Source organism: Jeotgalibacillus sp. JSM ZJ347, assembly GCF_044383825.1.
Taxonomy (GTDB): domain Bacteria; phylum Bacillota; class Bacilli; order Bacillales; family Jeotgalibacillaceae; genus Jeotgalibacillus.
Genome location: NZ_JBISEN010000007.1, coordinates 43,583 through 69,347 on the forward strand (window position 1 = coordinate 43,583; position 25,765 = coordinate 69,347).

Sequence of the window (25,765 nt, forward strand, 5' to 3'; positions counted from 1 at the left end):
ACAAGGAGGTGCCACTATGAAACTTCATGAGTTAAAACCTGCAGAAGGATCTCGCAGAGAACGCAATCGCGTTGGTCGCGGTATCGGATCTGGTAATGGTAAAACTTCAGGTAAAGGTCACAAAGGTCAAAACGCACGTTCAGGCGGAGGCGTAAGACCAGGCTTTGAAGGTGGTCAGAACCCATTAGCACGTCGTCTTCCAAAGCGTGGATTCACAAACATCCACCGCAAGGAATTTGCGATTGTTAATCTGGACACACTTAACCGTTTTGAAGAAGGTACGGAAGTAACACCGGAACTTCTGATCGAAACTGGAGTAGTAAGCAAAGAATTAGCAGGAATTAAGATTCTTGCTAAGGGTAACGTAGAGAAGAAGCTGACTGTTAAAGCTCACAAATTCTCTTCTGCTGCTAAAGAAGCAATTGAAGCTGCCGGCGGAACAACTGAGGTGGTTTAATGTTTCGGACAATCTCCAATTTTATGCGCGTGGGTGATATAAGAAATAAAATTATTTTCACCCTTTTAATGTTGGTGGTCTTTAGGATCGGAACTTTCATTCCGGTACCGGGTGTAGATGCACAAGTCCTTCAGGCACAGGATGAAATGGCTGGTCTGATAGGATTTATGAATACATTCGGTGGTGGAGCATTGATCAACTTCTCGATCCTGGCGATGGGTATTATGCCGTACATCACGGCCTCCATCATTGTTCAGCTTTTGCAAATGGACGTTGTTCCGAAATTTGCTGAGTGGTCTAAACAGGGAGATGTTGGACGTCGTAAGCTGGCTCAGTTTACACGTTACTTCACGATTGTACTGGCATTTATCCAGGCAATTGGAATGTCTTATGGCTTCAATCGTATGTACGGTGGATCATTGATCCCTGATACATCGATTACAACGTACATGCTTATCGCAATCGTACTGACAGCCGGGACAGCCTTTTTAATGTGGTTAGGAGAGCAGATCACAGCAAAAGGTGTTGGAAATGGTATTTCCATCATTATCTTTGCAGGTATCGTGGCCGCTATTCCTAATGGCGTTAATCAGTTATATGCACAACAGATTGAAGGTGCTGGGGAACAGCTTTTCCTTAACATCGTTATTCTGGCACTACTGGCACTTGCGGTTGTTGCAATCACTGTTGGCGTAATCTTCGTTCAACAGGCATTGCGTAAAATCCCGGTTCAGTATGCAAAGCGTGTAGGCGGCAAGAATGCACCGGCAACGGGCGGACAGTCGTCACACATTCCATTGAAAGTGAATGCTGCAGGGGTAATTCCGGTAATCTTCGCGATTTCCTTTATTATCACACCGCAGACACTCGTTACTTTCTTTGGTCAAAACAACATTACAACAACGATTCAGGAAGTATTTGATTATACTCAACCAATCGGTATGACGATTTACGTTGCACTGATCGTTGCGTTCACGTATTTCTACGCATTCATTCAGGTGAATCCGGAGAATATGGCAGAAAACCTTAAAAAACAAGGTGGTTATATCCCAGGAATCCGACCTGGACAAGCGACTCAGGATTACCTGACGAGCGTTCTTTACCGTTTAACTTTCGTAGGAGCGATTTTCCTTTCAGTAATTTCAATCCTGCCAATCTTCTTCATTAATCTTGCAGGTCTTCCGCAATCGGTTCAAATCGGCGGTACTAGCCTATTGATCGTTGTAGGGGTTGCACTTGAGACAATGAAGCAGCTTGAAGCACAGCTGGTGAAACGGAACTATAAAGGGTTCATGAGATAATCACATGGTTTTGGGGTGCGAGCCCTGAAGCCCATCGTCAATGAGGGGGCTTACTTGTGAATATTGTTTTAATGGGATTACCTGGTGCCGGAAAAGGCACTCAGGCTGAAAGAATTATTGAAAAATATAATATCCCTCATATTTCAACAGGGGATATGTTCCGTGCAGCAATTAAAAACGGAACAGAACTTGGATTGAAGGCGAAATCGTACATGGATCAGGGCGACCTGGTACCGGACGAAGTAACGATCGGTATTGTTCGTGAACGATTAAGCAATGACGATTGCCAAGAAGGGTTTCTGTTAGATGGATTCCCGAGAACAGTGGCACAAGCCGATGCGCTTGATGCATTACTCAAAGACCTTGGCAAAGAACTTGACTATGTTCTAAACATTAAGGTGGAAAAAGAAGAACTGATGACGCGTCTTACCGGCCGCTGGATCTGCAAGACCTGCGGTGCGACGTATCACACAGTATTCAACCCTCCTGCAGTAGAAGGTAAATGTGATAAAGACGGTGGGGAACTTTACCAGCGTGAAGATGATAAACCTGAAACTGTTAAAAATCGTTTAGATGTTAATATGAAGCAAACTCAGCCGCTTCTTGACTTCTACAGTCAAAAAGGCGTGCTCAGAGACATTGACGGCCAGCAGGATATCAACAAGGTATTCACTGACGTTGATGAATTGCTTGGGGGCCTTCGCTAATGATCATTTGCAAGACTCCTCGCGAGATTGAGATCATGCGCGAAGCAGGCAAGATCGTTGCGTTAACCCATCAGGAGCTGCAAAAGCATATAGCGCCTGGGATCACAACGAAGGAACTTGATGAGATTGCTGACCGGTTCATCCGTCAGCATGACGCGGTTCCATCCTTCAAAGGATACAACGGTTTTAGCGGAAGCATTTGTGCCTCTGTGAACGAAGAGCTCGTACACGGCATTCCAGGTAACCGGAAGCTTAAGGACGGCGACATTATCAGTATTGATATTGGCGCAAAGTACAAAGGCTATCATGGTGACTCAGCCTGGACTTACCCTGTAGGTGATATTCCGGCAGAGACACAAAAGCTGCTTGAAGTAACGGAAGAGTCTCTCTACCGTGGCTTGGAAGAAGCAAAACCGGGTGTTCGTTTATCGAACATCTCTCATGCTGTTCAAACGTATGCTGAAGAAAACGGTTTTTCAATCGTACGGGAGTATGTGGGGCATGGTGTAGGGCAAGACTTACATGAGGCACCGCAAATTCCTCATTTTGGTCCGCCTGATAAAGGACCTCGCCTAAAGCCTGGCATGGTACTAGCGATTGAACCGATGGTGAATGCAGGAAGTCGCTACGTCAAGACACTTGCTGATAACTGGACAGTCGTAACAGTTGATGGTAAAATGTGTGCGCACTTTGAACACACGATTGCGATCACAGAAGAAGGTTACGAAATCCTGACAAGAACCTGATTGAAGGTGATCCTTTTTGTTTGAATCCGATTCGCCCCCCGGGATAGGGCAAATTGTGCAGGTGAACAAGGGCCGCGATACTGGAGTATATGCGGTTGTCATTCATCGGTTAGATGAAAAGTTTGTTTTAATTGCGGACGGTGAAAACCGGAAGTTTGACCGGCCAAAAAAGAAAAACATTCATCATTTGACTTCATGCGACTATGTATCCCCTGAAGTTCAAAATAGTATATCCGAAACAGGGCGTGTGACAAACGGAAAACTGCGTCATGCAGTGACGACATTTGTCAGCACTCTGCAAGATTGATAAAGAAGGGAGATTTGTTCGATGGCGAAAGACGATGTTATCGAAATTGAAGGCACCGTTGCTGAAACTTTGCCTAATGCAATGTTTAAGGTAGAATTAGAAAATGGTCACACTGTGCTTGCACACGTGTCAGGCAAAATTCGTATGCACTTCATTCGAATCCTGCCAGGCGATAGAGTCACTGTGGAATTATCTCCATATGATCTGACTCGCGGCCGTATCACTTACCGTTACAAATAATCTTTTGCACTCCGAACCACTAAGGAGGTTTAGATAAGATGAAAGTGAGACCATCTGTAAAGCCAATCTGTGAGAAATGCAAAGTCATCCGCAGAAAAGGTAAAGTAATGGTGATTTGCGACAATCCTAAACACAAACAAAAACAAGGCTAATAATGAAGGAGGTGCTCATGTAAATGGCACGTATTGCTGGAGTAGATATCCCTCGCGATAAGCGCGTTGTGATTTCTCTAACGTATATCTTTGGTATCGGTAAATCAACTGCAAGTCAAATCCTTAAAGAAGCTGGTGTTTCTGAAAACACTCGCGTTCGTGATCTGACTGAAGATGAACTTAACAAAATCCGTGAAACGCTTGACAGCTATAAAGTTGAAGGTGACCTTCGTCGTGAAACGTCACTTAACATTAAGCGTCTAATGGAAATTGGTTCATACCGTGGTCTTCGCCACCGTCGTGGTCTTCCTGTAAGAGGACAGCACACGAAAAATAATGCACGTACTCGTAAAGGTCCTCGTAAGACTGTAGCGAACAAGAAAAAATAATTAGGTAAAGGAGGTTACTTCCTACAATGGCACGTAAACAACAAACTCGTAAGCGTCGTGTGAAAAAGAATATCGAAGCTGGTATTGCACACATCCGCTCAACTTTTAACAATACAATCGTGATGATTACAGATACGCAGGGTAATGCAATTGCATGGTCAAGTGCTGGTGCACTAGGTTTCCGCGGATCTCGTAAGTCTACTCCATTCGCAGCGCAAATGGCAGCTGAAACAGCAGCTAAAGCTTCAATGGAACACGGACTAAGAACTCTAGAAGTAACAGTAAAAGGTCCTGGTGCAGGTCGTGAAGCGGCTATCCGCGCACTACAAGCTGCAGGTCTTGACGTAACGGCAATCAAAGACGTAACGCCAGTACCTCACAATGGCTGCCGCCCGCCAAAGCGTCGTCGTGTTTAATTTTTCTGTATAAGATCGGCTGATTCTGGTCAATACTGGAAGAGGCGTTTCCTTCTTACAGAAAAGAATGATCCAGTTGTAAAGCACAATGGGAACCGTAAACATGGGGAATTTCGGAATACATTCCGGGGTTTCGACGTTTTGAAGGAGGGTAAATTTGAATGATCGAAATTGAAAAGCCAAAAATTGAAACGGTTGAGATCAGCGATGATGCCAAGTACGGAAAATTCGTTGTAGAGCCACTTGAGCGTGGGTATGGTACAACATTGGGTAACTCCTTGCGTCGTATCCTATTATCTTCACTTCCTGGTGCAGCAGTAACGTCTATTCAGATTGATAGCGTACTGCACGAATTTTCAACGATCGAAGGCGTCGTAGAAGATGTCACAACAGTTGTAATGAATATCAAGAAACTGGCATTGAAGATCTATTCAGATGAAGAAAAAACATTGGAAATCGATGTTCAGGGTGATGGTCAGGTAACTGCAGCCGATATTACTCATGACAGCGATGTAGAGATTCTTAATCCGGATCTGTATATTGCGACAGTGGGCAAAAACGGTCACCTTCGTATGCGTTTAACTGCATCAAGAGGACGCGGTTATACACCAGCAGACCAGAACAAGCGTGAAGATTTACCAATTGGAGTTATTCCGGTTGATTCAATCTACACACCTGTTTCCCGTGTAAACTATCAGGTTGAAAACACTCGTGTTGGTCAGTTGACTAACTTCGATAAGCTTTCACTTGATGTCTGGACAGACGGAAGCATTGGCCCGAAAGAAGCTGTTGCTCTAGGTGCTAAGATTCTGACTGAACACCTTAATATTTTCGTTGGATTAACGAACGAAGCACAGAATGCAGAAATCATGGTAGAAAAAGAAGAAGATCAGAAAGAGAAAGTATTGGAGATGACAATCGAAGAACTTGATCTATCTGTCCGTTCTTATAACTGCCTGAAACGTGCAGGAATCAACACAGTCCAGGAACTGGCTAACAAGTCAGAAGAGGATATGATGAAAGTGCGTAACCTTGGACGTAAATCCCTTGAAGAAGTTAAGGCTAAATTAGATGAATTAGGGTTAGGCCTTCGTAAAGAAGACTAATTGACCGATAGAACAGAATTTTAATAAAGGAGGGAACCCTTCATGGCTTACAGAAAGTTAGGACGTACAAGCTCTCAGCGTAAAGCACTTCTACGTGACCTTACAACTGACCTTATCGTCAACGAACGTATTGAAACAACTGAAGCTCGCGCGAAAGAACTTCGCTCAACAGTAGAAAAAATGATCACTCTTGGTAAACGTGGTGACCTGCACGCACGTCGTCAGGCAGCTGCTTTCATCCGTCGCGATCAAGCAACTGTTAAGAACGAAGAAGGCGAAGAGTCTACAGTATATGCTCTTCAAAAACTTTTCAACGATGTAGCACCTCGTTACACTGAACGTCAAGGTGGATACACTCGTATCATGAAAGTTGGTCCTCGTCGCGGAGACGGCGCACCAATGGTAATCATCGAATTAGTTTAATTCAGATTACACACTGAGAGGGCGGAGCCTAACTGCTCTCGCCCTCTTTGTTTAACGATTCATACGACACGCAAAAAGCAGAGCGCTATGATGGGCAGGTCCGCCTGTCCCGTCTAGCTCTAAGCACCTCATTCATCCATCGTCACAATGGACACGGAAATATATAAGCCACAAACTTGCGCATTTCCTTGAATGAGGTGCGCGCTTTTTTTGTATTAAGCTATGTTAAACTCAAGTGAGAGTTTGATGGAGTTTAGTATAAAAACAAACGAGAATTGATCTCCGCTCCAGGCGGACGCTTTCCCCGCGGCCGGCGTCACCGCTTTCCGCTACGATCAATTCTCTAGATGAAATTTTTAAATATATATAGCAGTCTCAGGTATTTACGTATATAAAAAGCAAACTACTTATTGATTAAAATTAAGCGGATGATTGGAGTGCAGGGCGGAGACTCCTGCGGAAAAACGGGTGGGAGTGCCAGTGCACTTCTGGCCCGGAGTGGTTTTCTGCCTGAGGAGGCTCGAGCGTTCGTCCGCGGAAAGCGAAGCCCTGCACGGAAATCAGCAGCGATTCTTAAACGAAATACTTTTTAACAATCTAGCAGAGCAGAGAATAGATGAAAGGAGTTCCGGCACAATGAGCAATATGATTTCACTTGAGAACATTACATTTAAATACCCCGGAACAGAAAGAGAAGTTTTAAAAAACGTCTCCATCACAATCAAATCCAGTGAATGGACAGCAATCGTCGGTCATAACGGCTCCGGCAAGTCCACACTCGCCAAACTGATGAATGGACTTTACTTTCCTGAACAGGGTTCTGTGACCATTGCCGGGATCGGACTGAATAAAGATACCGTATGGGACACACGCCGTCATATCGGCATGGTCTTTCAAAATCCGGATAACCAGTTTGTCGGTACAACCGTTCAGGATGATGTTGCGTTCGGTCTTGAAAACCATGGGATTCCTCAGGAAATCATGGTGGAACGCGTGCAGACTGCGCTGAAACAGGTAAAGATGGATGATTTCCTGCAGCAGGAGCCACATCACCTGTCAGGTGGTCAAAAACAGCGTGTTGCGATGGCAAGCGTACTTGCACTCAGACCGGATATTATTATTTTGGATGAAGCGACTTCAATGCTTGATCCTACAGGACGGGCAGAGGTGATCGAGCTTGTGAGAGAGCTTAAGAAGGAAGAAGAGATGACCGTGCTATCCATTACGCATGACCTTGAAGAAGCGGCGAAGGCAGACCGCATCATTGTGATGAATCAGGGGGAAGTGTACAGAGAAGGAACGCCAGAGGAGATTTTCGCACTTGGTCAGGAACTTGTAGACCTCGGTCTCGACCTGCCGTTTCCCTTGAAAATGGCGCACGTATTAAACGAAAAAGGTATACCGCTTGAGCGCAAGCCTTTGACGGAAGAAGAGTTGGTGAATGAGTTATGGACATCATACTTGAACAAGTAGAGTACCGCTATGCGGCGAATTCTCCATTTGAGAAAAAAGCGGTGGAGGATGTCAGTTTTAAAATCCCGGAAGGTCAGTGTACAGCAATCATCGGTCATACGGGGTCCGGTAAATCGACACTTTTACTTCATCTGAATGCTTTATTGAAGCCGACTTCAGGCACAGTTCAAATCGGTGATCGGGTTGTAAAAGCGGGACGCAAAGAGAAGGATTTAAAGCCGATCCGTGAAAAGGTTGGCATTGTCTTTCAGTTTCCTGAACAGCAGCTATTTGAAGAAACCGTCATGAAGGATATTTGCTATGGTCCGATGAACTTTGGCGTTTCAGAAAAAGAGGCACAGAAACGCGCCGCTTTTTGGCTAAAAGAAGTAGGCATGTCTGAGGATGTGCTGGAGAAATCGCCATTTGATCTTTCAGGTGGTCAGATGAGAAGGGTTGCGATTGCAGGCGTACTTGCGATGGAACCAGAAGTGCTCATTTTAGACGAACCGACAGCAGGTCTTGATCCGCGCGGACGCCGTGAAATGATGGAGATGTTCTATCGTCTTCATAAAGAGCGCGGCATTACACTCGTACTCGTTACACACAGTATGGAAGACGCTGCACGCTACGCTGATAAAGTCGTTGTGATGCATAAAGGAAAAAAAGTGCATGAAGCGCCGCCGCGTGAATTGTTCAGTGACTCAGCGCGTCTGGCAGAATGGGGGCTTGGCGTTCCGGAAGTTGTGAAATTTCAGCGGATGCTTGAAGCAAAAGCCGGCAAAGCATTTCCGAAGGTGTGCCTGACAATGGACGAGCTCGCTGACATGCTGAAGCAGGGAGGCGAACCGTTATGATGGAAAAAATGATTTTCGGACGTTATATCCCAGCAGATTCGATTGCACATAGGATGGATCCGCGTGCAAAACTGATTTTTGTATTTGCCTTTATCGCCATTATTTTTATTGCAAACGATGTTTGGGGCTATCTGATTGCAGCCGCCTTCACCTACGCAAGTATTAAGCTCTCAGGACTGTCTCTCAGATTTCTGATGAGCGGCTTAAAACCCGTGATGATTCTGATTGCTTTTACGTTCCTCTTACAGCTGTTTTTCGCACGTGAAGGCAATGTCATTTTGGATCTTGGCATGATCAAAATTTATGAAGAGGGAATCCGTCAGGCATTCTTTATTTCAATGAGATTTACATTGCTTGTTTTTATGACCTCATTGTTAACACTGACGACAACACCAATCTCAATTACGGATGGACTGGAGAGTCTATTAAATCCATTGAAAAAGGTCAAATTTCCGGCCCATGAGCTTGCGCTGATGATGTCAATTGCGCTCCGCTTCATTCCAACTCTGATGGATGAGACGGATAAAATCATGAAAGCACAGATGGCGCGCGGATCAGATATGTCGAGCGGCCCGCTGAAAGATCGTATTAAAGCCATTGTGCCGCTGATGATTCCGCTGTTTGTGAATGCATTCAAGCGTGCAGAGGATCTTGCAACGGCAATGGAGGTGCGCGGCTACCGCGGCGGTGAAGGCAGAACGAAGTACAGGCTTTTATTCTGGAAAGCACGTGATACATTTGCGCTGCTGTCGCTGGTTCTGCTCGCGGCAGCCCTTGCAGCATTCCGTTTTTGGATTTAAGGAGTGAAATGAATGCGAATTAAATGTACCGTTTCATATGACGGTTCACAGTTTTACGGATATCAGGTACAGCCGGGTCAGCGGACTGTGCAGGGTGAGATCGAACAGGCGCTTGCTGAGGTTCATAAAGGGAAGTTTATCAGGATCACAGCGAGCGGCCGTACAGATGCAGGCGTTCATGCGATGGGACAGGTCTTTCATTTCGATACAGACCTGCAGGTGCCGGCTGCGAAATGGCCAGTCATCCTGAATCAGAAAATCGGTGATGATGTGGCCGTATTAAGCGCTGAGGAAGCGCCTGAGACGTTTCATGCGCGCTTTGGTGTAAAAACGAAGGAATACCGTTATATCGTCAATACAAGCCCTGTAGCACTGCCATTCAGACGTCACTATGCTGTTCATTACCCGTATACGATTGATTTAGAAGCCATGCGTGAAGCGGCTGCCTATTTAGAAGGGGAGCACGACTTTACAAGTTTCTCATCTGCTAAAACAGAAGTCGTCGACCGCGTACGGATCATCGATTTTATCAAAATCGAAGAATTCGAGGGCGAGATCATTTTCCGTGTGAAAGGAAACGGCTTTCTATACAACATGGTACGGATCATCGCAGGCACGCTGCTTGAAGTGGGAAATGGCAAGTATCAACCTGTAGAAGTTGTGAAGATGCTTGAAGCAAAAGACCGCAGCGCTGCCGGTAAAACGGCCCCTGCACATGGATTATATTTGTGGGAAGTGAACTACAAAGACTGAATAGCACGAAGATAGAAGAAGTCACTTTCGGATCACATACACCAAATTTGCGGTCAGATTCCAGGATTTTCGGGTCGGATTCATCGTATTTCAGATCATATAATCTGAAAACTTAAAATGTCGGATCATATTTAGGAAATTTAGGGTCAGATCTTAACGAACTCAGGTCACATTCCAATGTATTTCGATCACATAAACGGTACCTGTATTCGCCGCTGACACCTTTCGCAATTCAATGAATACATCCGGAAATCATCAGCGGTTTATGAAAAAAATAAAAAAAATCACTAAAACAACTAATCCGGGTGTGACATCCCCTTGACAACGAGTGTCAAACATTATAAGATAGCCTATGGTATGTATTTCACCCTCAAGTAAGAACCCGGACCTTACAATGAGTGAAGTGTTATAAATACAACAAAACTAATGAAGTAATTCATAACGATATAATCTTATTTAGGAGGTAAACTCATGCGTACAACATTTATGGCTAAAGGCCACGAAGTAGAACGCAAGTGGCTAGTTGTAGACGCTGAAGGTCAAACTCTTGGACGTCTTGCAAGCGAAGTAGCTGCGATTCTACGCGGTAAAAACAAACCGACATTCACACCAAACGTTGACACTGGTGATCACGTGATCATCATTAATGCTGATAAAATTCATCTTACAGGTAAGAAGCTAACTGACAAGATCTACTACCGTCACAGCATGCACCCAGGTGGACTTAAGCAGCGTACAGCACTAGAAATGCGCACTAAGTACCCACGTCAAATGCTGGAGCTTGCAATTAAAGGTATGCTTCCAAAGAACTCTCTTGGACGCCAGATCTTCAAAAAGCTTCACGTATATGCAGGCGCTGAGCACCCGCACCAGGCTCAAAAACCAGAAGCGTACGAACTACGCGGTTAATTCAATTTAAGAGGAGGTAACTATCTTGGCACAAGTTCAATATATCGGCACAGGCCGTCGTAAGAGCTCTACTGCTCGTGTACGTCTAGTACCTGGTAACGGAACAATCGTTATTAACGGACGCGACGTTGAAAACTATATCCCATTCGCAACTCTACGCGAAGTAATCAAGCAGCCACTTAACATTACTGAAACACTTGGAAGCTATGACATCCACGTAAATGTTAATGGTGGTGGTTACACTGGACAAGCTGGAGCAATCCGTCACGGAATCTCTCGCGCACTTCTTACTGTAGATCCAGAATTCCGCGGCTCACTTAAGCGCGCAGGTCTTCTGACTCGTGATGCTCGTATGAAAGAGCGTAAGAAGCCAGGTCTTAAAGGCGCACGTCGTGCACCTCAGTTCTCAAAGCGTTAATTTTCTTTTTCGCTTACACAAACCCTCAGGCAGATGCCTGGGGGTTTTTCTGTGGATTTTCCGGCGTTTATTGATTCAGTTGAGTAACAGAGATAAAGCAAAGAGCTTGAGTCACATCCGGTAAATCCCGGATCACATTCACCTGCCATCCACCGCCCGAATTTCTTACTCCAAACTGCTCTTTTTCTGTGCTTTCTTCTGCTTTGACTCTATTTTATTTTTAGTAGTCAGCTCAAATATCTTCGTTACGAACCCTACAATAATGCCAATTCCCGCAAAAATATATACCATCGTAAATACCTTTCCGAAATCAGTCTGGGGTGAGAAATCTCCGTAGCCTACAGTAGAAAGTGTAGTCACACTAAAGTAGAGGGCATCTAACACCCGCAGGCCTTCCACCGTACTATAAAAAATCGTACCTGAGATTAAAGTAAAAACAGTAAGCGTTAATAACACTTGAAACTCAGGTTCTTTCAAACCCTTCAAAATTGCACGCAGCATTCTTTGCAATGTAATCAGAAAAGATATCATTGTGATCCACTCCATTCACAGCTTCTTTCGTTTATCATACACCAGTCAGTTCAAAGGGGGATCATCATTTTCTTCACATTCTATCTCGTACAATCGCTGCATATACTCCTTTAGAAAATAAGGAGGACAGGACATGCTGAGGAAATCAATCATACTCGCAGCGATTGTGCTGCTGGTTGGGATGGGTGCAGGTGCGCTACTCTATGCAGTGGAGGAATGGAGCCTGCCGCTGACGGGTGAAGTCATTGTGCTGGATCCGGGTCATGGCGGTCTGGATGGGGGTGCAAGTCATGAAACCATACTAGAAAAAAATCTGACGTTATCCATTGCAAAGAAACTGCAGACCTATCTGGAAGAGCAGGGTGCCATTGTGATTCTTTCAAGAGAGACAGATAAGGACCTGGCTGCTGAAGATACGAAAGGGTACCGTGACCGTAAGCGGGAGGATCTTAAGAAGAGACTTGACCTGATTAATAACAAAGATAATGACTTGTTTATCAGTATCCATCTGAATGCAATTCCTGAAGCGAGATGGAAAGGCCCGCAAACATTTTATACAACTTATAATGATCAGAATGAGCGGCTGGCGAGGTTCATTCAGCACGAATTGAACCGCCACATTCCGGACAGTAAAAGGAAATCCAAGCCGATTGACGGAATTTATGTGCTGAGTCATGCGGAGACCCCTGGTGTGCTGGTGGAAGCGGGCTTTTTATCAAATCCGGAGGAGCGGTACTGGCTTTTACAGGATGATTACCAGCAACAGATTGCAGCTGCCATTTACCTCGGAATTCTGAGACATTATTCCAAAGAAGATAAGCCTCCTGAGTGAACTTGAGCGTTTCACCTATGTTATACTTGCATAGATGAAAACGAATTCAAAAGGAGTGTCTTGTTTTGGTAACTGAACAGCAGGTCAGAGAATTGCTCGGTTCAATGAATGATCCGATTTTACATACAACGCTTGCGGAAACTGAAGGAATTGTGGAAGTAAGCATTAAGGAAGAAAAGAATCACGTCAGTGTGAAAATTGCCCTTGCAAAAACAGGGACTGCTGAACAGATGCAGCTTCAGATGGCAGTAGTCGAAGCGCTTAAAGGAGCGGGAGCTGAAACAGTCGGTATCCGCTTTACAGAGCTTGAGCCTGAAAAGCTTGAGAAGTTCCGTGGTCAGCAGGGAGATGCAGTGGAAGATAACCTGCTCGCACCAGGCAACAAAGTCCAGTTTATCGCAGTAGCCAGCGGTAAAGGTGGCGTAGGGAAATCAACGGTATCTGTTAACCTCGCAGTCGCACTTGCGCGCCAGGGTAAAAAGGTCGGTCTGATTGATGCAGATATCTACGGCTTCAGCGTGCCTGATATGATGGGTATCAATAAGCGTCCGGTCGTACGCGGCGAACGTATTATTCCGGTTGACCGTAAAGGTGTGAAAGTCATTTCGATGGCGTTTTTCGTTGAAGATAACGCGCCAGTCATCTGGAGAGGACCGATGCTTGGGAAGATGCTGAACAGCTTCTTTACTGAAGTAGAGTGGGGCGAGCTGGATTACCTGCTGCTTGACCTGCCACCCGGTACGGGCGATGTAGCGCTTGATGTACACGCGATGCTGCCATCAAGTAAGGAAATCATCGTCACAACGCCTCACCCGACAGCTGCATTCGTAGCTGCACGTGCAGGGGCGATGGCGCTTCAGACAGAGCACTCGATTCTTGGCGTAGTGGAAAACATGTCTTACTATGAGAGCAAGAAAACAGGAGAGCGTGAATATGTATTTGGCACAGGAGGCGGAGAGAAGCTTGCAGAAGAACTGCGCACAGAGCTTCTTGGTAAATTACCGCTTCAGCAGCCTGACTGGGATGAAGATGACTTTGCACCTTCTGTCTACGCAGAAGATCATAAGCTCGGTAAGATTTATGATCAGATTGCTGAAGAAGTGATTGATAAAACAACCGAATAATAGAAATCATACGACCTCATTTGATGGGGTCGTATTTTTTTGCATGGGCTCTGTAAAAGGTGGCTGTTGATTTCCGCTCCAGGGGGGACGCTTTCCGCAGGATCGGCGGTGAGCCTCCTCGCGCTTCGCACTGCGGGGTCTCACCTGTCCGATTTCTCCTGCTGGAGTCGCCCCCCTTACGCTACAATCAACAGCTGTGCAAAAAAAACTGTGACCTTAAACACAGCTTATGTATCAAAAAAACTATCATCTCCATAATATTCACCTTCAAACCTCTCTAAATCAAGGTTTTTCCCAGTGCGTTCCATGGAAAAAGGTGCTATGGTCACACGTTTTGTAAAGAATGTAATAGTGAACCTGGTTAACCTGTGGAAATCAATTCCAAGTAACTATGTCAGAAATAAAATGTGTGGTTCATTAGACCCTGATCTCTTTCAGACAACACGGACTATCTTCTTTTTCTGTAATATTCATTTCCCTCCACGATTTGACAGTTTTAAAAAAATCCATTAAAAACAATGGTAGCTATTTCAGCTCACTTTCTGGAAATGGCATAAGTAAAACAGATGTCACATTAACAAATGCTAATGTGATGCGAACATACTATTTTTATAAAATTTGAAGTCAGGAGGGAGCTGTGTGAAGAGATATATTGCACTACCTGTATTCTGCCTCAGTCTGGCACTTGCCGGCTGTCAGGAAAATGAAGAAGAAGCAGCTAAGCAGGAAGCAGTAGTTGAGGTTGAAAACCAGGAGACAGCTGAAGCGTCTGCTCCTGTAGAAGAAGATGAAGCGACTGAGGAAGCAGATACGGGTGATGTGGTTTCTGCCATTGAGCAGTTAAATGTACCTGAGCCGCCTTCAGCTGCTGAAGAATTTATCAGTCAGGAGCCAGGTATGCTCAATGGTGAGAGGCTGGAAATTTCAGATGAGCGGAAGGAGCAGTTTTTAGAAGCGTTTGAAGACGTGCCGGCCCTTCCGGAGAATGCAACTGAAGAAGAAATGGACGCTTATTTTAACTATATATATGCGCTTACTGCTTTTAGTCTGCCGGACCCAAAGCAGATCACTGATCAGATGAAATTTGCATTGTCAGGAACACCTGAAGCGGAGGAACGGTTTCAGTTTAAAGAAAACTACAATGTAGAAATTATTCTCGATGCGAGTGGATCAATGGGTGCATATGCCGGAGACCGCACCAGAATGGAGCAGGCAAAAGAAGAAATCAACAGCTTCCTTTCTACTGTGCCTGAAGAAGCCAATGTGTCTTTGCGTGTGTACGGTCATGAAGGCACCGGAGATGAGGCGGATAAAGCAAAGTCATGTGCTGCCATTGAAGAGGTCTATGAAAGAGGGGCTTATGAAGCAGGTGCATTTGAAGAGGCGCTTGATCAGTTTGAACCTGCAGGCTGGACACCGGTTGCAGGTGCACTTGAATCGGCAGCTGAGAGTTTCAAAGAGCTTGACGGGGAAGAAAATACAAACCTGATTTACCTTGTGAGTGACGGCATTGAGACGTGTGATGGTGATCCGGTTGAAGCGGCAAAATCTTTTGCTGACAGTAATATGTCACCAATTATCAATGTGATTGGATTTAATGCTGATTCAGAAACACAGGCTCAGCTGAAAGAGGTTGCAGAATCAGCAGATGGCATGTTTACAAATGTCAGCAACGCGGATCAGCTGGCAGAGGAATTCAAGCGCTCAGAGGACGTCCTCCGTAAATGGAAGAGATGGAAGCTGGATGCATCGATTGATCTGTTAGGACAATCCAATGATCTGTCTTTTGCCATTATTGACTGGTCAAATAAATGGTCAGCCAACGTGCGGGACCAAAAGCTCTCCCTCTACAATGCAAACCGCATTTTACGTGATGAAGGGAAACTGACACTTGATCAGCAGAGAGTACTTGAAGATAAAGCAGATGAGGTAGATGACAGAGGCGATGAGGTAAGAGAACAGGTCAGAACTGAACTTGAGACAATGCTTGATGAAGGCGTTGCAGAAATGGAAAAGCAGATTGAAGAGATGTCTCCGGAAGATGCTGAATAGAGAACAAACTATTCTATGATGAGGAGCGATGAAGATGAAAAAGTACAAGAGATGGAAAAGGTTTTACATGATATTAATGATTATGTTTGCAATTTTAATTCCTGTTGAATTGATGCTTTGGTTAGCTGGATCAGAAAGCTTTCCATTTGCGTCAATTGGTATTGCAGCGACACTCTATGCTTATCGGAGACACCACCTGCAGCAGATGGAGAGTCACATGACCTGAGATTAACGGCTAAGAGCACCCTTTCCTAGAAGGGGTGCTTTTTATTGGCTTCAAAAAGGGGCCTATGTATTTACTGCAGGTTAGAGGAATAAATGAAATAAAAATAGCAAAGAAAGCTAAAGTATTTCTACAAGAGAACGGTGAGAAGGAATTTATGGAAAATAACCATGAATTCATGACATCATCTGCAAAAAAATAAATGCTTCACCCAGACATCGACTTTCAACATGCCAAAACCATTTCAAACCTATAAATATCAACTTCAAACCTCTCAAAATCAAGGTTTTTTCCAGTACATTCCATGGAAAAAGGTGCTATGGTCGCACGTTTTGTAAAGAATGAAACAATCAAATTGAGAATTTTGTCGAATCATTTCCAAGTTACTATGTGTGAAATTAATTAAGCAGTACATTAGACCCCAGCACTCGTCAGACAACCCGGACTATCTTCTTTTCCTGTAATATTCAATTCCCCCCACGATTTGACAGTATGCGAAAAATCCATTAAAAACAGTGATAGCTATTTCAGCTCATTTCGCAAAAATGTGATGAACGACACGAATGTCATATTAGAAAACGTTTATATGATTCCATTCGACTATATTTTACCGGTCAATGAAAGAGAGGCGGAAAGTCATGATCGAATCTAAAAGAAGGGCGCTTATATTTTTTATCATTGCTGCGTTGTTTGCAGCAGCAGCGGGATACTTTACGCTGCAAAAGGTCAAAGAGTTAAACAATGACCTTGGGACGATGGTGACCGTCTATGTGGCGGGATCAGATATTGATGCGCGTGATGTGATTACGCCGGAAGCAGTGGCAGCTGAGAGCATCCCACAGAAGTTTGTCACAGCAGAGCATATCCGTGACCCTGAGGAACTGATGAATAAGGTATCAGTTGTTCCTTTATCTGAAGGGGATGTGATATCTAAAAATATGCTGAAAGAAGCATCTGCTGTTACTGAAGAGAATAACCGGCTGGTGACCATGATGTCCTCAGAGCGGGTGTCATTTGATGAACCGCTTGAGCCGCTGGATCGTGTGGATATTATTGTATCTAACAGAACAGATGAAGGTAACAAAACAGATATATTTATGAAAGATGTGAAAGTAGCACGCGTTGCGAATAACGAAGGTCAGTTCTCAGGCGTTCAGGTTGAAATTTCACTTGAGGACACACCGGAGCTGATTCATATGCAGAATTATGCGGACAGTGTACGTGTGATTAAAGCAAATGTCGGAGTTTCTGGTCAGGAAGTAGCGGCTGCTGAAGAAGAGCCGGAAGAAGAGGCTGAGCCAGCAGAGGAAAAAGCGGAAGAACAACCGGCAGAACCTGAAAAAACAGAACAAAAGCCCGCTGATAAAAAGAAAGAAGCTTCAGGCGGGTAATTCTGAACGATTAAAAGCAAGTGTCTAAAAAAGGAGGCTGTGCCATGGAAGAATTAGATGTGTTAGTCATTGGAAGAGAAAGTACCCTGGTGTCTACGATTCGTACAAGGCTGCCGGAAACATTAAAAACAGAAGTGCTCGATCCGTCTCATCTCAGATCGGAGCTTAAAAATAAACAGCCCAAAGTCATTTTACTGCTCCATGATGAAGGCGATATTGAACGGGTTGCGCTGATCCAGTCCGAGCAGCTGCACGCACCGGTCATCTTCATTCATGAATCTCATGACTTCCAGCTTTTCAGAGATCTCGTCAGAAGAGGCGTAACCGATTATCTTGTCATGCCTGAGGATCTTGAAGGACTGGGTGACCGGGTTGAAACGATTGTCTCAAGAGCTTCAGCTGAACAGCCGAAAGAGCAGCTTTTTAAAAGAGGGAATGGAAAGGTCTTTACCTTTTACAGTGGAAAAGGCGGGAGCGGAAAGACGTTCTTAAGTACTGCTTTCGCTCAGACACTGAAGTTAGAATCGACTGCCCAGGTCATTTATATTGACCTGAACCTTCAATACGGCGGCGGGGAAACATTCCTGGGTATTGAGCCGAACCGGACCATTATGGATTTAGAGCCGGTTGTCGAGGAGCTGAGTGAACATCATTTAAAAAACGTTTCTGAAAAAGAACCGTTTTCCAAGCTGGATCTGTTAATCAGTCCAAGGGATGCAGAGCTTGCTGAACGGCTTACAGAGGATTTTGTCACAAAAGTACTCAGAGCCTGCCGAAGAACGTATGACTTTATCATTGTGGATCTCCCGTCCTCGATTGATGAAAGAACATACGGTGCCTTAATTGAAGCGGATAAGGTATTCTACACAATCGCACTCGATACACCGTCTATACGTGTTTTAAAGCATGTAGAAAGCCTATTTCAAAAGCTTGGGATTCCAACAGAAGATCGCCTTGAACTTGTGTTAAATGAAGTCGGCAAGGAAAATGAGCTGTCCGAAAAAGATCTTGAGCGCTTCGTCACCTATCCTCATGCAGCTGAGATCAGACGGGATATGAAGGGTGTACAGGCCGGCATTAATAAAGGACAGCCGATCAGAAAAGAACCAAAGGAGAAGAAATTAATACCGGCAGCAAAAGATATACGTAAATGGGTCAGATCGATGCTGAAGTAAGGAGGAGAATGCAATGTCACTGTTTCAACGTACCAAACGCTCTCAGGCTGAACCGCAAAAAGAAAGCGTACAGTCAGTAATGACGCCTTACCTGGAAGAATTGCTCGAGCATTATAAGACGCGTCTGCTGGCTGAGACGAACCTTGAGCAGCTGACAGCAGCCGATGAGCACGAACGGCGGGCGTCGATTGACCGTCTCGTGAATCAATTCATGCTTGAGGAAAAAGTAGTCATTCCACGCGGCGACCGTGAAGTGCTGATGTCACGCCTCATCGATGAGAGTGTGGGGTTTGGACCACTGGAGCAGCTATTGAAGGACCCAACCATCACCGAGATTCTCGTCAACGGTCCAAAGGAAGTTTTCATTGAGCGCAACGGACAGCTGCAGGAATCCAACGTTACCTTTAAGGATGATGACCATGTCCGCCATATCGTTGACCGCGTGATTGCACCGCTTGGACGGCGGATTGATGAAAGCTCGCCCATGGTTGATGCCCGTCTTCCTGATGGCAGCCGTGTAAATGCGGTCATTCCGCCAGTCAGTCTGAACGGCACGCTGATCTCAATCCGGAAGTTCAGACAGGAACCGATTGAAATGGACGATCTGCTTGAATTCGGCTCACTTGATGAACCGATGACTGCATTCATCCAGGCAGTTGTAGAAGCCAAAATGAATGTACTCATCTCAGGCGGAACCGGCAGCGGGAAGACGACGCTCCTCAACGCAGCTGCGAAGGCAGTTCCGCCGGGTGAGCGGGTCATCACGATTGAAGACTCCGCTGAATTACGGCTGAACCGTGCAAGCGTTGTTGGGCTTGAAGCCCGCCCGCCAAATGTGGAGGGATCAGGTGAAGTCTCGATCAGACAGCTTGTTAAAAACGCACTGCGTATGAGACCGGACCGGATCATTGTCGGTGAGGTGCGGGGTCCTGAAGCCTTTGATATGCTGCAGGCGATGAACACCGGTCATGAAGGCTCACTGACGACTGTTCACGCCAATACACCAAGTGACGCCATCAACCGTGTAGAAGGGATGGTCGTCATGGCAGGAATGGACCTGCCGACACATATTATCCGCGAATACATTGTCGGTGCACTCGATATGATTGTGCAGGCAGAGCGGCTTGGTGACGGGAAACGTAAGATCGTCAATATATCTGAAGTATACGTAAATGATCAAAACCAGGTAAAGCTGCAGGATATCTTTATTTTCAAACGCACAGGAACAGGTAAAGACGGAGAAGTACTTGGTCATTTCGAACCGACCGGCATTGTGCCTAAATGTGTAGAGCGGCTCAAACTGTTTGGAATTGAATTCGATGAACACCTCTTCCAAAAAGGAGGCGAGCCGATATGGACATGATCATTGCAGTTCTATTCGGCTCAGCAGCACTCGCACTCTTATTCATGATTTACTTCCTGCTTGATTACAGGCGGCACAAGCAGGACTGGAAAAAGAAAATGCGCACCTGGTACCCGGAGGAGAAGAGGAAAAGTGCGATCAGTGTCCTGGGAGACAAATATGATGCGTCACCATCTTCTGAAAAGCTCCACAAAAAGCTGCAGATGGCAAACGTCGGACTGCTGCCATCTGAGTATATGGGGGCTCATATTGTAGGTTTCCTATTGCTCTATGTGGTCTTTAACATGATCTTCAGTATGTCAGCCTTTATTAGCCTGGTGCTGACAGTCGGACTGCTTGCAGCATCACACTTTCTGCTTTTCTATCTACGGAAAAACCGCTATGAGGAGCGCTTTAACGAACAGCTGAGTGAAGTCTGCCGGCTGCTTGCCAATGCTTCTAAAAGCGGGATGACGGTCACACAGGGGATTGACCTTGTAGCAAACGAAGTCAGCTCACCAGCTAAGGAAGAGTTTAAAAGAATGTCATACGAACTGAAGCTCGGTGTGCCGCTTGAACAGGTACTGAAAAAAGTGCAGGAGCGAAATACTTCAAGAGACTTTCAGCTCTTTGCGGCCACACTCCTGATCCAAAAAAAGACAGGAGGCAACCTTGCTTCAACACTTGAGACAATGGCGACCACACTCGAAGACAGAAAAATTCTGCATCAGACAATCCGGACAATGACTTCAGAGCAGCGTTACATCTCAATCATTGTACCGGCGATGCCAATCTTTATCCTGCTGATCATGAACAATGTAATGGACGGGTTTACTGACCCGCTGACCACCACACCAGGGCTTATTATTCTCGCATTGTTCAGCGCAGGAATCATACTTTCGTTCTTCCTGATCCGGAAGATTACGGATATCAAAGTGTAGGTGATCAAGATGGATGCCTTAATCATTTTATGTATTGTGCTTTTCTGGTTCCTTGTCCTGCTCGGGCTCAGGAACTGGTCAGTTTATATCAAAGAAAAAAGAGAACTACTGCTTCATATCTCCGACGTCACAATGGTCGATGCTTTTGAAAAAAAGGAGAAGAAGCGTAAGCAACGGGCGGGACTTATCGATAAGACAACTAAATTCGCAGATGAATTTGCAGACATTGGCCAGCGCATTAACTTTTTCAGTGTGAATCAGGATGTAGCGGACTGGTTGAAGAAGTCAGGTAATCGCTATGAGTTAACAGTTGCCCGCTTCCAGGGACTGAAAATGATGCTCATGACAGTCGGCTTTTTCCTCGGAATGTTTTTCTTCTTCCTTGGGCTGCCGCTATCACAATTTGGAATCGTGCTGACACCGCTGCTCGGATATTTCCTGCCGATCATTGTGATCCGCCAGCAGGTCAAACAGCGCCAGCAGGGCCTGCGGATGGACCTTCCGGATTTTCTGGATACGGTCAGTACAAGTCTTCAGGCAGGCGTCAGTCTGGATCAGGCTTTAAGGGAGGTGATCCGCTTTTTTGATGGTCCGCTCAGAGAAGAATTCACCCGTTTTATTCAGGAGATCGACTTAGGCGTACAGCGAGAGCAAGCGTACCGCAATCTTCTTGAACGTAACAGCAACCAGGAATTCCAGCAGCTGATAAAATCACTCCTTCAGGGAATGAAGCTCGGTGTGCCAGTCGCCTCAACCTTCAAGCTGCAGGCAGAGGATATGAGGCAGTTAAGAGAAGAACAGGTCAAAGAACTTGCAGCAAAGGCCTCACCGAAAGTGACGCTGGTGACGACTTTTATTGTGGCGCCGGTTTCCATTCTGATGATTGCCGGGCTTATGATCTTGAACTTACTTTATGGCGAAAACAGCATGATGAATCTATTTTAAAAAACAGGAGGAATTAGACATGAAAAAACTAAACGAATTAACGCTTCAAATGATCTCAAAGCTTATGGTACCGGTTCAAAATGAAAGAGGATCTCAGACGCTTGAATGGCTTGGAATTGCGGCGGTTGTTGTGTTGGTTGTTGGGCTGGTGTCTACGGCGTTTGGTGATGGAGAAAGCATCGGAAATTCAGTCCGTGATGCATTTGAAGGCTGGATTAGTGACATCGCAGGATAAAAATTCATTAAAAGTAGCAGATGGGAGGGACACCTATGAACAAATTGAATCTACTTTTACCGGTTTCCCTCGCTTTCCTGTTAGTTGCCTGTCAGGAAAGTGAACAGGAGACTGAACAGCAGGAAGCTGAACAACAGGAAACCGGAAAAGCTTCATTATCTGAAGAAAAGACACAATCAGGACATACGGAGGAAAAAGAAGAGAATGATCTAATCTCTGTGGTAGAGGCGAAAAATCTACCTGATCCTCCAAGTACAGAAAGGGAATTGTTTGATCAGTCATCAGGAATCTCAACAGATACGATCATTGACTCAACAGCTCCAGAATTGGCAGAACAGGTGCTTGAGGAGATGAGAAGTCTGCCTGCATTATCTGAGGATGCAACAGAAGAGGAATTGGATGCTTATTATAAGTATTTTTATTCTTTAGTCGCTTTCGATTTTCCTGATCCTCAGACTGTCGTTGATCAGATGCAGTTCCAGCTGTCAGGAACCCCTGAAGCGGACCCGCAGTATCAGTTCAAAGAAAATTACAATATCGAAATTATTTTAGATGCCAGCGGTTCAATGGGTGCAATGGTGGGTAGCGATACCCGAATGGAGCAGGCGAAAAAAGAAATTAATGAATTTTTATCAAAAACACCTGAAGAAGCGAATGTTTCTCTAAGAGTATACGGTCATGAGGGCACTGGAGATGACGCAGATAAAGCGATGTCCTGTGGCGCTATCGAAGAAGTGTATGAGCGTGGTCCATACGATGAAGCTGCATTTCAGGAAGCGCTGGATAAATTCGAACCTGCAGGCTGGACACCAGTAGCAGGAGCACTCGAATCATCGGCTGAAAGCTTTGCCGATCTGGATGGAGAACAAAATACAAATCTGATCTACCTGGTCAGTGATGGAATTGAAACATGTGATGGTGACCCTGTCAAAGCAGCTGAATCTTTTGCTGGGAGTAATGTTTCTCCAATTATTAATGTGATTGGCTTTAATGCTGATTCAGAAACACAGGCTCAGCTGAAAGAAGTGGCTGATACAGCAGATGGCATGTTCACAAATGTAAGCAATGCAGAAGAATTGGCTGCAGAGTTCGATCAGACGGAAGAAATTCTAAAGCGGTGGAGAGAATGGAAGCGTGATGCCAAGGGTGATGTTTTATCAGAAGGTATTGATGCCAGAGGTGCCATCGTCAAATTTTCACTTGCATACCATGACAATCGTACACGGCAGGTAGCTTCAGGCAGACGGATGCTTTATATGATGGAGAAAGAGGGTCTTATTACAAGAGATCAGCAGAAATACTTTCAATCAAAATCCGATGAAGTTAAGGATTTAATCAACGATACGCGAGAGAAATACGATGAGAAATTTGAGGAAATGCGTGACGCTGGCCTTGCTGAAATGGAACAAAAAATTGAAGAACTAGCACCAGACGAAGCGGAATAAACGGGTAGCCCCCGTTTTCCCACTTGGTTTTACAAAGAGCAAGTGGGAAAGCGGAATTGAAAGAGGGGAGGAAAGCAGATGGAGAAGTGGTTAAAGGAAAGACTGGATGAGCGAGGATCAATGACAATAGAATTTATCGGAATGGTCCCGCTAGTGTTTTTAACAATTATGATTGCCTGGCAGCTCATTGCAGGGGCTCACGCAGTCATTTTGGCTGAATCAGCTGCAAATGAAGCGGCTAAGGTCTATTCAGTAACAGCCGAAACCTCGGAAGCATCAGCTGCTGCAGAAGAAATCGTCAATGCAGCCGGAGATCACGTGCAGTTCACTGGCGCACCGATTACAGGCACAGACCAGTTCCAGGCAGCTGTATCAGTAGATATCGCATTTGTCTTTCTCCCTGATAAATTCTTTCCAAATGGGAAGCCATCCTTTTCCTATACGGCAGATACCTCAGGGAAGGTGATCAAGTAATGAAATACCTGAAGGAAAAGAGAGGAAACATCACAATTTTCATCTTAGGCCTGATGGTCATCTTGATTGCTTTGATCATGCTTGTACTGAACTTTTCCAATGCGCTAATCGCTAAAGAACAGGCAAACAGCGCAGCACAGCAGGCTAGTCTGGCAGCGACTGCTGTACTATATGAGCGGCTGGACGAAGTCATTGAAGAATATGAATCTGAAGTGGTCGGCATAGTAGATTCATATCCGAAAAGCATAGAAGAAAAGGTTGAAGAGCGGACTTCAGCGCTTTCATCAGGTGAAATGAGTGGTTACTCGTTAAATGAGATTCAGAATAAAGCGCTCGATCAGGTAATGGCAGAAGAGTTGTCAAAAGGACTTGGCGATGATTTGCTGCGTGAAAAAATCGAAGAAGAAATGGAATTCAGATGGTCGCTTGATATGAGAGAAGCAGCCAAAAATGCAATCTTAGCTAACGGCGGCACGCTTGATGAAGCGGAAATTACTTTTTTCAACGATGGACAGGTCGTGGTAAGTGCAGCACATGATGTTGAAGTAACGCAGTATAACGACTGGTTCTCAGGCATCAATGGAAATATTAAAAGACAATCCGCAGGACCGGAGCTTGCATTTGTAAAGGAGCTCGAAGGCTTTGATAACAGAAACTATTCATTACAGTGAGGAGAGATTTTGATGAAAAAATATAAGACTTGGAAACGATTATACACAGCATTACTGGTTTTATTCGCGATTTTGATTCCAGTGGAACTAATCCTTTGGGCCACTGGTTCAGAAAGCTTTCCGTTTACTTCGATTGCGATTGGTGCGTTGATTTTTACTTATCGCAAACGTCATCTTCAGCAATTAGAGGAGCAGGCATCCTGAAAGGAGAGAGTCTAGATGGATCAGCCAATCAGATCGGCATTTTCGTTTTTCAGTAAGAAGTATGAGCGGGTTTTGCTTATTATTTTATTTGTTCAGATACCTTTATTAGCAGCTTATTTTTACATCTCAAATTATATGTATGCAGCTTTTCCTGTTCCTTATGGTGATTTTGGAACAGCGGACGTGGTAAATGGTTACTTTATGCTTCTGCTTTTCTTTTTTGGGCAGATTCCATTTATTTATTTCTGGAAGTTTGAAGAGCAGGGGATAGAAATGCCTTTAAGACAGGCATTCTTACAATCTGTTATCCGGTCTTTTCACTTCTTCCTCTTTTTTGTTGTAATGAGCTTGGCAGTAGTGATCGGTTTTGGCTTATTCTTTCTACCGGGACTGATTGTGATGGCAATGGTCATCAGTGCTCCGCTGATTGCAATTGAAGAAGAACAATCTGTCTGGAGATCTTTAAGAGAGAGCCTCCAGATTTTTAAAAAACATCATTGGAAAATTGTTTCTCTGATCCTTGTATTTGGTGTAATCGAATTGATTATATCATTATTGATTCAAAATCTTGTGATCACAGTTACAACATCTTACCTGGCAATCGTATTGGTTCACGTGTTTGTTAATACAATCTTCTTTCCTCTGTTTTATCTGACATACGCGTTTTTCATCGCAAAATGGAGAAAAGAAATGGATCTTTACTCAATTGAAAAAACGCTGATTTCAGAATAAAAAAAGGGGTGGAAA

Annotated in this window: 33 protein-coding genes; 32 read left to right on the plus strand and 1 reads right to left on the minus strand. The window is 44.8% G+C overall.

Going from position 1 to position 25,765, the window contains the following annotated elements:
- Positions 1 to 16 precede the first annotated feature (16 nt).
- From rplO to rpsI, 17 genes are all read left to right on the plus strand, one after another.
- Entirely contained in the window at positions 17 to 457 is a 441-nt protein-coding gene (rplO, locus tag ACH6CZ_RS14900; protein ID WP_039806313.1) for a 50S ribosomal protein L15, read from the plus strand.
- Positions 457 to 1,758 (plus strand): preprotein translocase subunit SecY, encoded by a 1,302-nt coding sequence (gene secY, locus ACH6CZ_RS14905; protein ID WP_374098239.1) that lies wholly within the window; start codon positions 457 to 459, stop codon positions 1,756 to 1,758. Before rplO ends, secY begins: the two co-directional genes overlap by 1 nt.
- Before the next feature lie 56 nt (positions 1,759 to 1,814).
- Positions 1,815 to 2,465 carry an adenylate kinase gene (locus ACH6CZ_RS14910; RefSeq protein WP_374098240.1) on the plus strand — a complete coding sequence of 217 codons (651 nt, stop codon included), beginning with the start codon at positions 1,815 to 1,817 and terminating at the stop codon, positions 2,463 to 2,465.
- Positions 2,465 to 3,211: a type I methionyl aminopeptidase gene (gene map, locus ACH6CZ_RS14915; protein WP_374098241.1), complete on the plus strand. Its 747-nt coding sequence runs from the start codon at positions 2,465 to 2,467 to the stop codon at positions 3,209 to 3,211. Before ACH6CZ_RS14910 ends, map begins: the two co-directional genes overlap by 1 nt.
- Before the next feature lie 55 nt (positions 3,212 to 3,266).
- On the plus strand, positions 3,267 to 3,518 hold the full coding sequence (locus tag ACH6CZ_RS14920) for an RNA-binding protein (protein ID WP_374098242.1): 252 nt from the start codon (positions 3,267 to 3,269) through the stop codon (positions 3,516 to 3,518).
- Positions 3,519 to 3,539: 21 nt separating this feature from the next.
- Positions 3,540 to 3,758 (plus strand): translation initiation factor IF-1, encoded by a 219-nt coding sequence (gene infA, locus ACH6CZ_RS14925; protein ID WP_039806323.1) that lies wholly within the window; start codon positions 3,540 to 3,542, stop codon positions 3,756 to 3,758.
- Between the two features lie 38 nt (positions 3,759 to 3,796).
- Positions 3,797 to 3,910 carry a 50S ribosomal protein L36 gene (gene rpmJ / locus ACH6CZ_RS14930; RefSeq protein WP_036787716.1) on the plus strand — a complete coding sequence of 38 codons (114 nt, stop codon included), beginning with the start codon at positions 3,797 to 3,799 and terminating at the stop codon, positions 3,908 to 3,910.
- Between the two features lie 23 nt (positions 3,911 to 3,933).
- Positions 3,934 to 4,299: a 30S ribosomal protein S13 gene (gene rpsM / locus ACH6CZ_RS14935; protein ID WP_374098243.1), complete on the plus strand. Its 366-nt coding sequence runs from the start codon at positions 3,934 to 3,936 to the stop codon at positions 4,297 to 4,299.
- Between the two features lie 26 nt (positions 4,300 to 4,325).
- The gene (rpsK, locus tag ACH6CZ_RS14940) at positions 4,326 to 4,715 is read left to right on the plus strand and encodes a 30S ribosomal protein S11 (protein ID WP_039806328.1); all 390 of its coding nucleotides are present in this window, start codon (positions 4,326 to 4,328) and stop codon (positions 4,713 to 4,715) included.
- Positions 4,716 to 4,876: 161 nt separating this feature from the next.
- Positions 4,877 to 5,821: a DNA-directed RNA polymerase subunit alpha gene (locus tag ACH6CZ_RS14945; protein ID WP_039806329.1), complete on the plus strand. Its 945-nt coding sequence runs from the start codon at positions 4,877 to 4,879 to the stop codon at positions 5,819 to 5,821.
- Between the two features lie 42 nt (positions 5,822 to 5,863).
- Positions 5,864 to 6,244, plus strand: a complete 381-nt coding sequence (rplQ, locus tag ACH6CZ_RS14950; protein WP_039806331.1) for a 50S ribosomal protein L17 — start codon at positions 5,864 to 5,866, stop codon at positions 6,242 to 6,244.
- A gap of 636 nt (positions 6,245 to 6,880) precedes the next feature.
- On the plus strand, positions 6,881 to 7,717 hold the full coding sequence (locus tag ACH6CZ_RS14955; RefSeq protein WP_374098244.1) for an energy-coupling factor ABC transporter ATP-binding protein: 837 nt from the start codon (positions 6,881 to 6,883) through the stop codon (positions 7,715 to 7,717).
- A complete protein-coding gene (locus ACH6CZ_RS14960; RefSeq protein WP_374098245.1) occupies positions 7,693 to 8,553 on the plus strand; it encodes an energy-coupling factor ABC transporter ATP-binding protein in 861 nt (286 codons plus the stop codon). The genes ACH6CZ_RS14955 and ACH6CZ_RS14960 overlap by 25 nt, the downstream gene beginning before the upstream one ends.
- Positions 8,550 to 9,353: an energy-coupling factor transporter transmembrane component T family protein gene (locus ACH6CZ_RS14965; protein ID WP_374098246.1), complete on the plus strand. Its 804-nt coding sequence runs from the start codon at positions 8,550 to 8,552 to the stop codon at positions 9,351 to 9,353. Before ACH6CZ_RS14960 ends, ACH6CZ_RS14965 begins: the two co-directional genes overlap by 4 nt.
- Before the next feature lie 12 nt (positions 9,354 to 9,365).
- Positions 9,366 to 10,106: a tRNA pseudouridine(38-40) synthase TruA gene (gene truA, locus ACH6CZ_RS14970; protein WP_374098247.1), complete on the plus strand. Its 741-nt coding sequence runs from the start codon at positions 9,366 to 9,368 to the stop codon at positions 10,104 to 10,106.
- Between the two features lie 471 nt (positions 10,107 to 10,577).
- On the plus strand, positions 10,578 to 11,015 hold the full coding sequence (gene rplM / locus ACH6CZ_RS14975; RefSeq protein WP_039806340.1) for a 50S ribosomal protein L13: 438 nt from the start codon (positions 10,578 to 10,580) through the stop codon (positions 11,013 to 11,015).
- 25 nt (positions 11,016 to 11,040) lie between these two features.
- Positions 11,041 to 11,433: a 30S ribosomal protein S9 gene (rpsI, locus tag ACH6CZ_RS14980; RefSeq protein WP_041120857.1), complete on the plus strand. Its 393-nt coding sequence runs from the start codon at positions 11,041 to 11,043 to the stop codon at positions 11,431 to 11,433.
- 165 nt (positions 11,434 to 11,598) lie between these two features.
- On the opposite strand, the gene ACH6CZ_RS14985 is transcribed toward rpsI, so the two are convergent.
- Entirely contained in the window at positions 11,599 to 11,964 is a 366-nt protein-coding gene (locus tag ACH6CZ_RS14985; protein ID WP_374098248.1) for a potassium channel family protein, read from the minus strand.
- 133 nt (positions 11,965 to 12,097) lie between these two features.
- On the opposite strand from ACH6CZ_RS14985, the gene cwlD reads away from it, so the two are divergent.
- From cwlD to ACH6CZ_RS15060, 15 genes are all read left to right on the plus strand, one after another.
- On the plus strand, positions 12,098 to 12,796 hold the full coding sequence (gene cwlD / locus ACH6CZ_RS14990) for an N-acetylmuramoyl-L-alanine amidase CwlD (RefSeq protein ID WP_374098249.1): 699 nt from the start codon (positions 12,098 to 12,100) through the stop codon (positions 12,794 to 12,796).
- Positions 12,797 to 12,861: 65 nt separating this feature from the next.
- Positions 12,862 to 13,920 (plus strand): Mrp/NBP35 family ATP-binding protein, encoded by a 1,059-nt coding sequence (locus tag ACH6CZ_RS14995; RefSeq protein ID WP_374098250.1) that lies wholly within the window; start codon positions 12,862 to 12,864, stop codon positions 13,918 to 13,920.
- Between the two features lie 639 nt (positions 13,921 to 14,559).
- Positions 14,560 to 15,972 (plus strand): vWA domain-containing protein, encoded by a 1,413-nt coding sequence (locus tag ACH6CZ_RS15000; RefSeq protein WP_374098251.1) that lies wholly within the window; start codon positions 14,560 to 14,562, stop codon positions 15,970 to 15,972.
- Between the two features lie 34 nt (positions 15,973 to 16,006).
- The gene (locus tag ACH6CZ_RS15005) at positions 16,007 to 16,198 is read left to right on the plus strand and encodes a hypothetical protein (protein WP_374098252.1); all 192 of its coding nucleotides are present in this window, start codon (positions 16,007 to 16,009) and stop codon (positions 16,196 to 16,198) included.
- Between the two features lie 635 nt (positions 16,199 to 16,833).
- Positions 16,834 to 17,586 carry an SAF domain-containing protein gene (locus ACH6CZ_RS15010; RefSeq protein WP_374098253.1) on the plus strand — a complete coding sequence of 251 codons (753 nt, stop codon included), beginning with the start codon at positions 16,834 to 16,836 and terminating at the stop codon, positions 17,584 to 17,586.
- 44 nt (positions 17,587 to 17,630) lie between these two features.
- Positions 17,631 to 18,761 (plus strand): CpaE/TadZ family protein, encoded by a 1,131-nt coding sequence (locus ACH6CZ_RS15015; protein WP_374098254.1) that lies wholly within the window; start codon positions 17,631 to 17,633, stop codon positions 18,759 to 18,761.
- Between the two features lie 13 nt (positions 18,762 to 18,774).
- Positions 18,775 to 20,124, plus strand: coding sequence for a TadA family conjugal transfer-associated ATPase (locus tag ACH6CZ_RS15020; RefSeq protein ID WP_374098255.1), 1,350 nt, complete (start codon positions 18,775 to 18,777; stop codon positions 20,122 to 20,124).
- Entirely contained in the window at positions 20,115 to 21,044 is a 930-nt protein-coding gene (locus ACH6CZ_RS15025) for a type II secretion system F family protein (protein WP_374098256.1), read from the plus strand. Before ACH6CZ_RS15020 ends, ACH6CZ_RS15025 begins: the two co-directional genes overlap by 10 nt.
- A 9-nt stretch (positions 21,045 to 21,053) precedes the next feature.
- On the plus strand, positions 21,054 to 21,989 hold the full coding sequence (locus tag ACH6CZ_RS15030; RefSeq protein WP_374098257.1) for a type II secretion system F family protein: 936 nt from the start codon (positions 21,054 to 21,056) through the stop codon (positions 21,987 to 21,989).
- Between the two features lie 19 nt (positions 21,990 to 22,008).
- Entirely contained in the window at positions 22,009 to 22,224 is a 216-nt protein-coding gene (locus tag ACH6CZ_RS15035; RefSeq protein WP_374098258.1) for a hypothetical protein, read from the plus strand.
- A gap of 35 nt (positions 22,225 to 22,259) precedes the next feature.
- A complete protein-coding gene (locus ACH6CZ_RS15040; RefSeq protein WP_374098259.1) occupies positions 22,260 to 23,669 on the plus strand; it encodes a vWA domain-containing protein in 1,410 nt (469 codons plus the stop codon).
- Positions 23,670 to 23,747: 78 nt separating this feature from the next.
- The gene (locus ACH6CZ_RS15045; RefSeq protein ID WP_374098260.1) at positions 23,748 to 24,143 is read left to right on the plus strand and encodes a TadE family protein; all 396 of its coding nucleotides are present in this window, start codon (positions 23,748 to 23,750) and stop codon (positions 24,141 to 24,143) included.
- Positions 24,143 to 24,814, plus strand: a complete 672-nt coding sequence (locus ACH6CZ_RS15050) for a pilus assembly protein TadG-related protein (RefSeq protein ID WP_374098261.1) — start codon at positions 24,143 to 24,145, stop codon at positions 24,812 to 24,814. Before ACH6CZ_RS15045 ends, ACH6CZ_RS15050 begins: the two co-directional genes overlap by 1 nt.
- Positions 24,815 to 24,826: 12 nt before the next feature.
- A complete protein-coding gene (locus ACH6CZ_RS15055; RefSeq protein ID WP_374098262.1) occupies positions 24,827 to 25,018 on the plus strand; it encodes a hypothetical protein in 192 nt (63 codons plus the stop codon).
- Positions 25,019 to 25,033: 15 nt separating this feature from the next.
- On the plus strand, positions 25,034 to 25,750 hold the full coding sequence (locus tag ACH6CZ_RS15060; protein ID WP_374098263.1) for a hypothetical protein: 717 nt from the start codon (positions 25,034 to 25,036) through the stop codon (positions 25,748 to 25,750).
- Positions 25,751 to 25,765: the final 15 nt, after the last annotated feature.

Bases quoted from the DNA above. Each gene is read 5' to 3' on its own strand.
- ACH6CZ_RS14985 (WP_374098248.1), bottom strand. From the start codon at position 11,964: ATGATATCTTTTCTGATTACATTGCAAAGAATGCTGCGTGCAATTTTG.
- ACH6CZ_RS15050 (WP_374098261.1), top strand. From the start codon at position 24,143: ATGAAATACCTGAAGGAAAAGAGAGGAAACATCACAATTTTCATCTTA.
- ACH6CZ_RS15015 (WP_374098254.1), top strand. From the start codon at position 17,631: ATGGAAGAATTAGATGTGTTAGTCATTGGAAGAGAAAGTACCCTGGTG.
- ACH6CZ_RS15010 (WP_374098253.1), top strand. From the start codon at position 16,834: ATGATCGAATCTAAAAGAAGGGCGCTTATATTTTTTATCATTGCTGCG.
- rplQ (WP_039806331.1), top strand. From the start codon at position 5,864: ATGGCTTACAGAAAGTTAGGACGTACAAGCTCTCAGCGTAAAGCACTT.
- rpsM (WP_374098243.1), top strand. From the start codon at position 3,934: ATGGCACGTATTGCTGGAGTAGATATCCCTCGCGATAAGCGCGTTGTG.
- ACH6CZ_RS15060 (WP_374098263.1), top strand. From the start codon at position 25,034: ATGGATCAGCCAATCAGATCGGCATTTTCGTTTTTCAGTAAGAAGTAT.
- ACH6CZ_RS15055 (WP_374098262.1), top strand. From the start codon at position 24,827: ATGAAAAAATATAAGACTTGGAAACGATTATACACAGCATTACTGGTT.
- cwlD (WP_374098249.1), top strand. From the start codon at position 12,098: ATGCTGAGGAAATCAATCATACTCGCAGCGATTGTGCTGCTGGTTGGG.
- ACH6CZ_RS14945 (WP_039806329.1), top strand. From the start codon at position 4,877: ATGATCGAAATTGAAAAGCCAAAAATTGAAACGGTTGAGATCAGCGAT.
- ACH6CZ_RS15025 (WP_374098256.1), top strand. From the start codon at position 20,115: ATGGACATGATCATTGCAGTTCTATTCGGCTCAGCAGCACTCGCACTC.
- rplM (WP_039806340.1), top strand. From the start codon at position 10,578: ATGCGTACAACATTTATGGCTAAAGGCCACGAAGTAGAACGCAAGTGG.
- ACH6CZ_RS15005 (WP_374098252.1), top strand. From the start codon at position 16,007: ATGAAAAAGTACAAGAGATGGAAAAGGTTTTACATGATATTAATGATT.
- rpmJ (WP_036787716.1), top strand. From the start codon at position 3,797: ATGAAAGTGAGACCATCTGTAAAGCCAATCTGTGAGAAATGCAAAGTC.
- ACH6CZ_RS14955 (WP_374098244.1), top strand. From the start codon at position 6,881: ATGAGCAATATGATTTCACTTGAGAACATTACATTTAAATACCCCGGA.
- rpsK (WP_039806328.1), top strand. From the start codon at position 4,326: ATGGCACGTAAACAACAAACTCGTAAGCGTCGTGTGAAAAAGAATATC.
- ACH6CZ_RS14960 (WP_374098245.1), top strand. From the start codon at position 7,693: ATGGACATCATACTTGAACAAGTAGAGTACCGCTATGCGGCGAATTCT.
- map (WP_374098241.1), top strand. From the start codon at position 2,465: ATGATCATTTGCAAGACTCCTCGCGAGATTGAGATCATGCGCGAAGCA.
- ACH6CZ_RS15035 (WP_374098258.1), top strand. From the start codon at position 22,009: ATGAAAAAACTAAACGAATTAACGCTTCAAATGATCTCAAAGCTTATG.
- ACH6CZ_RS14965 (WP_374098246.1), top strand. From the start codon at position 8,550: ATGATGGAAAAAATGATTTTCGGACGTTATATCCCAGCAGATTCGATT.
- ACH6CZ_RS15045 (WP_374098260.1), top strand. From the start codon at position 23,748: ATGGAGAAGTGGTTAAAGGAAAGACTGGATGAGCGAGGATCAATGACA.
- ACH6CZ_RS15030 (WP_374098257.1), top strand. From the start codon at position 21,054: ATGGATGCCTTAATCATTTTATGTATTGTGCTTTTCTGGTTCCTTGTC.
- secY (WP_374098239.1), top strand. From the start codon at position 457: ATGTTTCGGACAATCTCCAATTTTATGCGCGTGGGTGATATAAGAAAT.
- truA (WP_374098247.1), top strand. From the start codon at position 9,366: ATGCGAATTAAATGTACCGTTTCATATGACGGTTCACAGTTTTACGGA.
- rplO (WP_039806313.1), top strand. From the start codon at position 17: ATGAAACTTCATGAGTTAAAACCTGCAGAAGGATCTCGCAGAGAACGC.
- ACH6CZ_RS15040 (WP_374098259.1), top strand. From the start codon at position 22,260: ATGAACAAATTGAATCTACTTTTACCGGTTTCCCTCGCTTTCCTGTTA.
- ACH6CZ_RS15020 (WP_374098255.1), top strand. From the start codon at position 18,775: ATGTCACTGTTTCAACGTACCAAACGCTCTCAGGCTGAACCGCAAAAA.
- infA (WP_039806323.1), top strand. From the start codon at position 3,540: ATGGCGAAAGACGATGTTATCGAAATTGAAGGCACCGTTGCTGAAACT.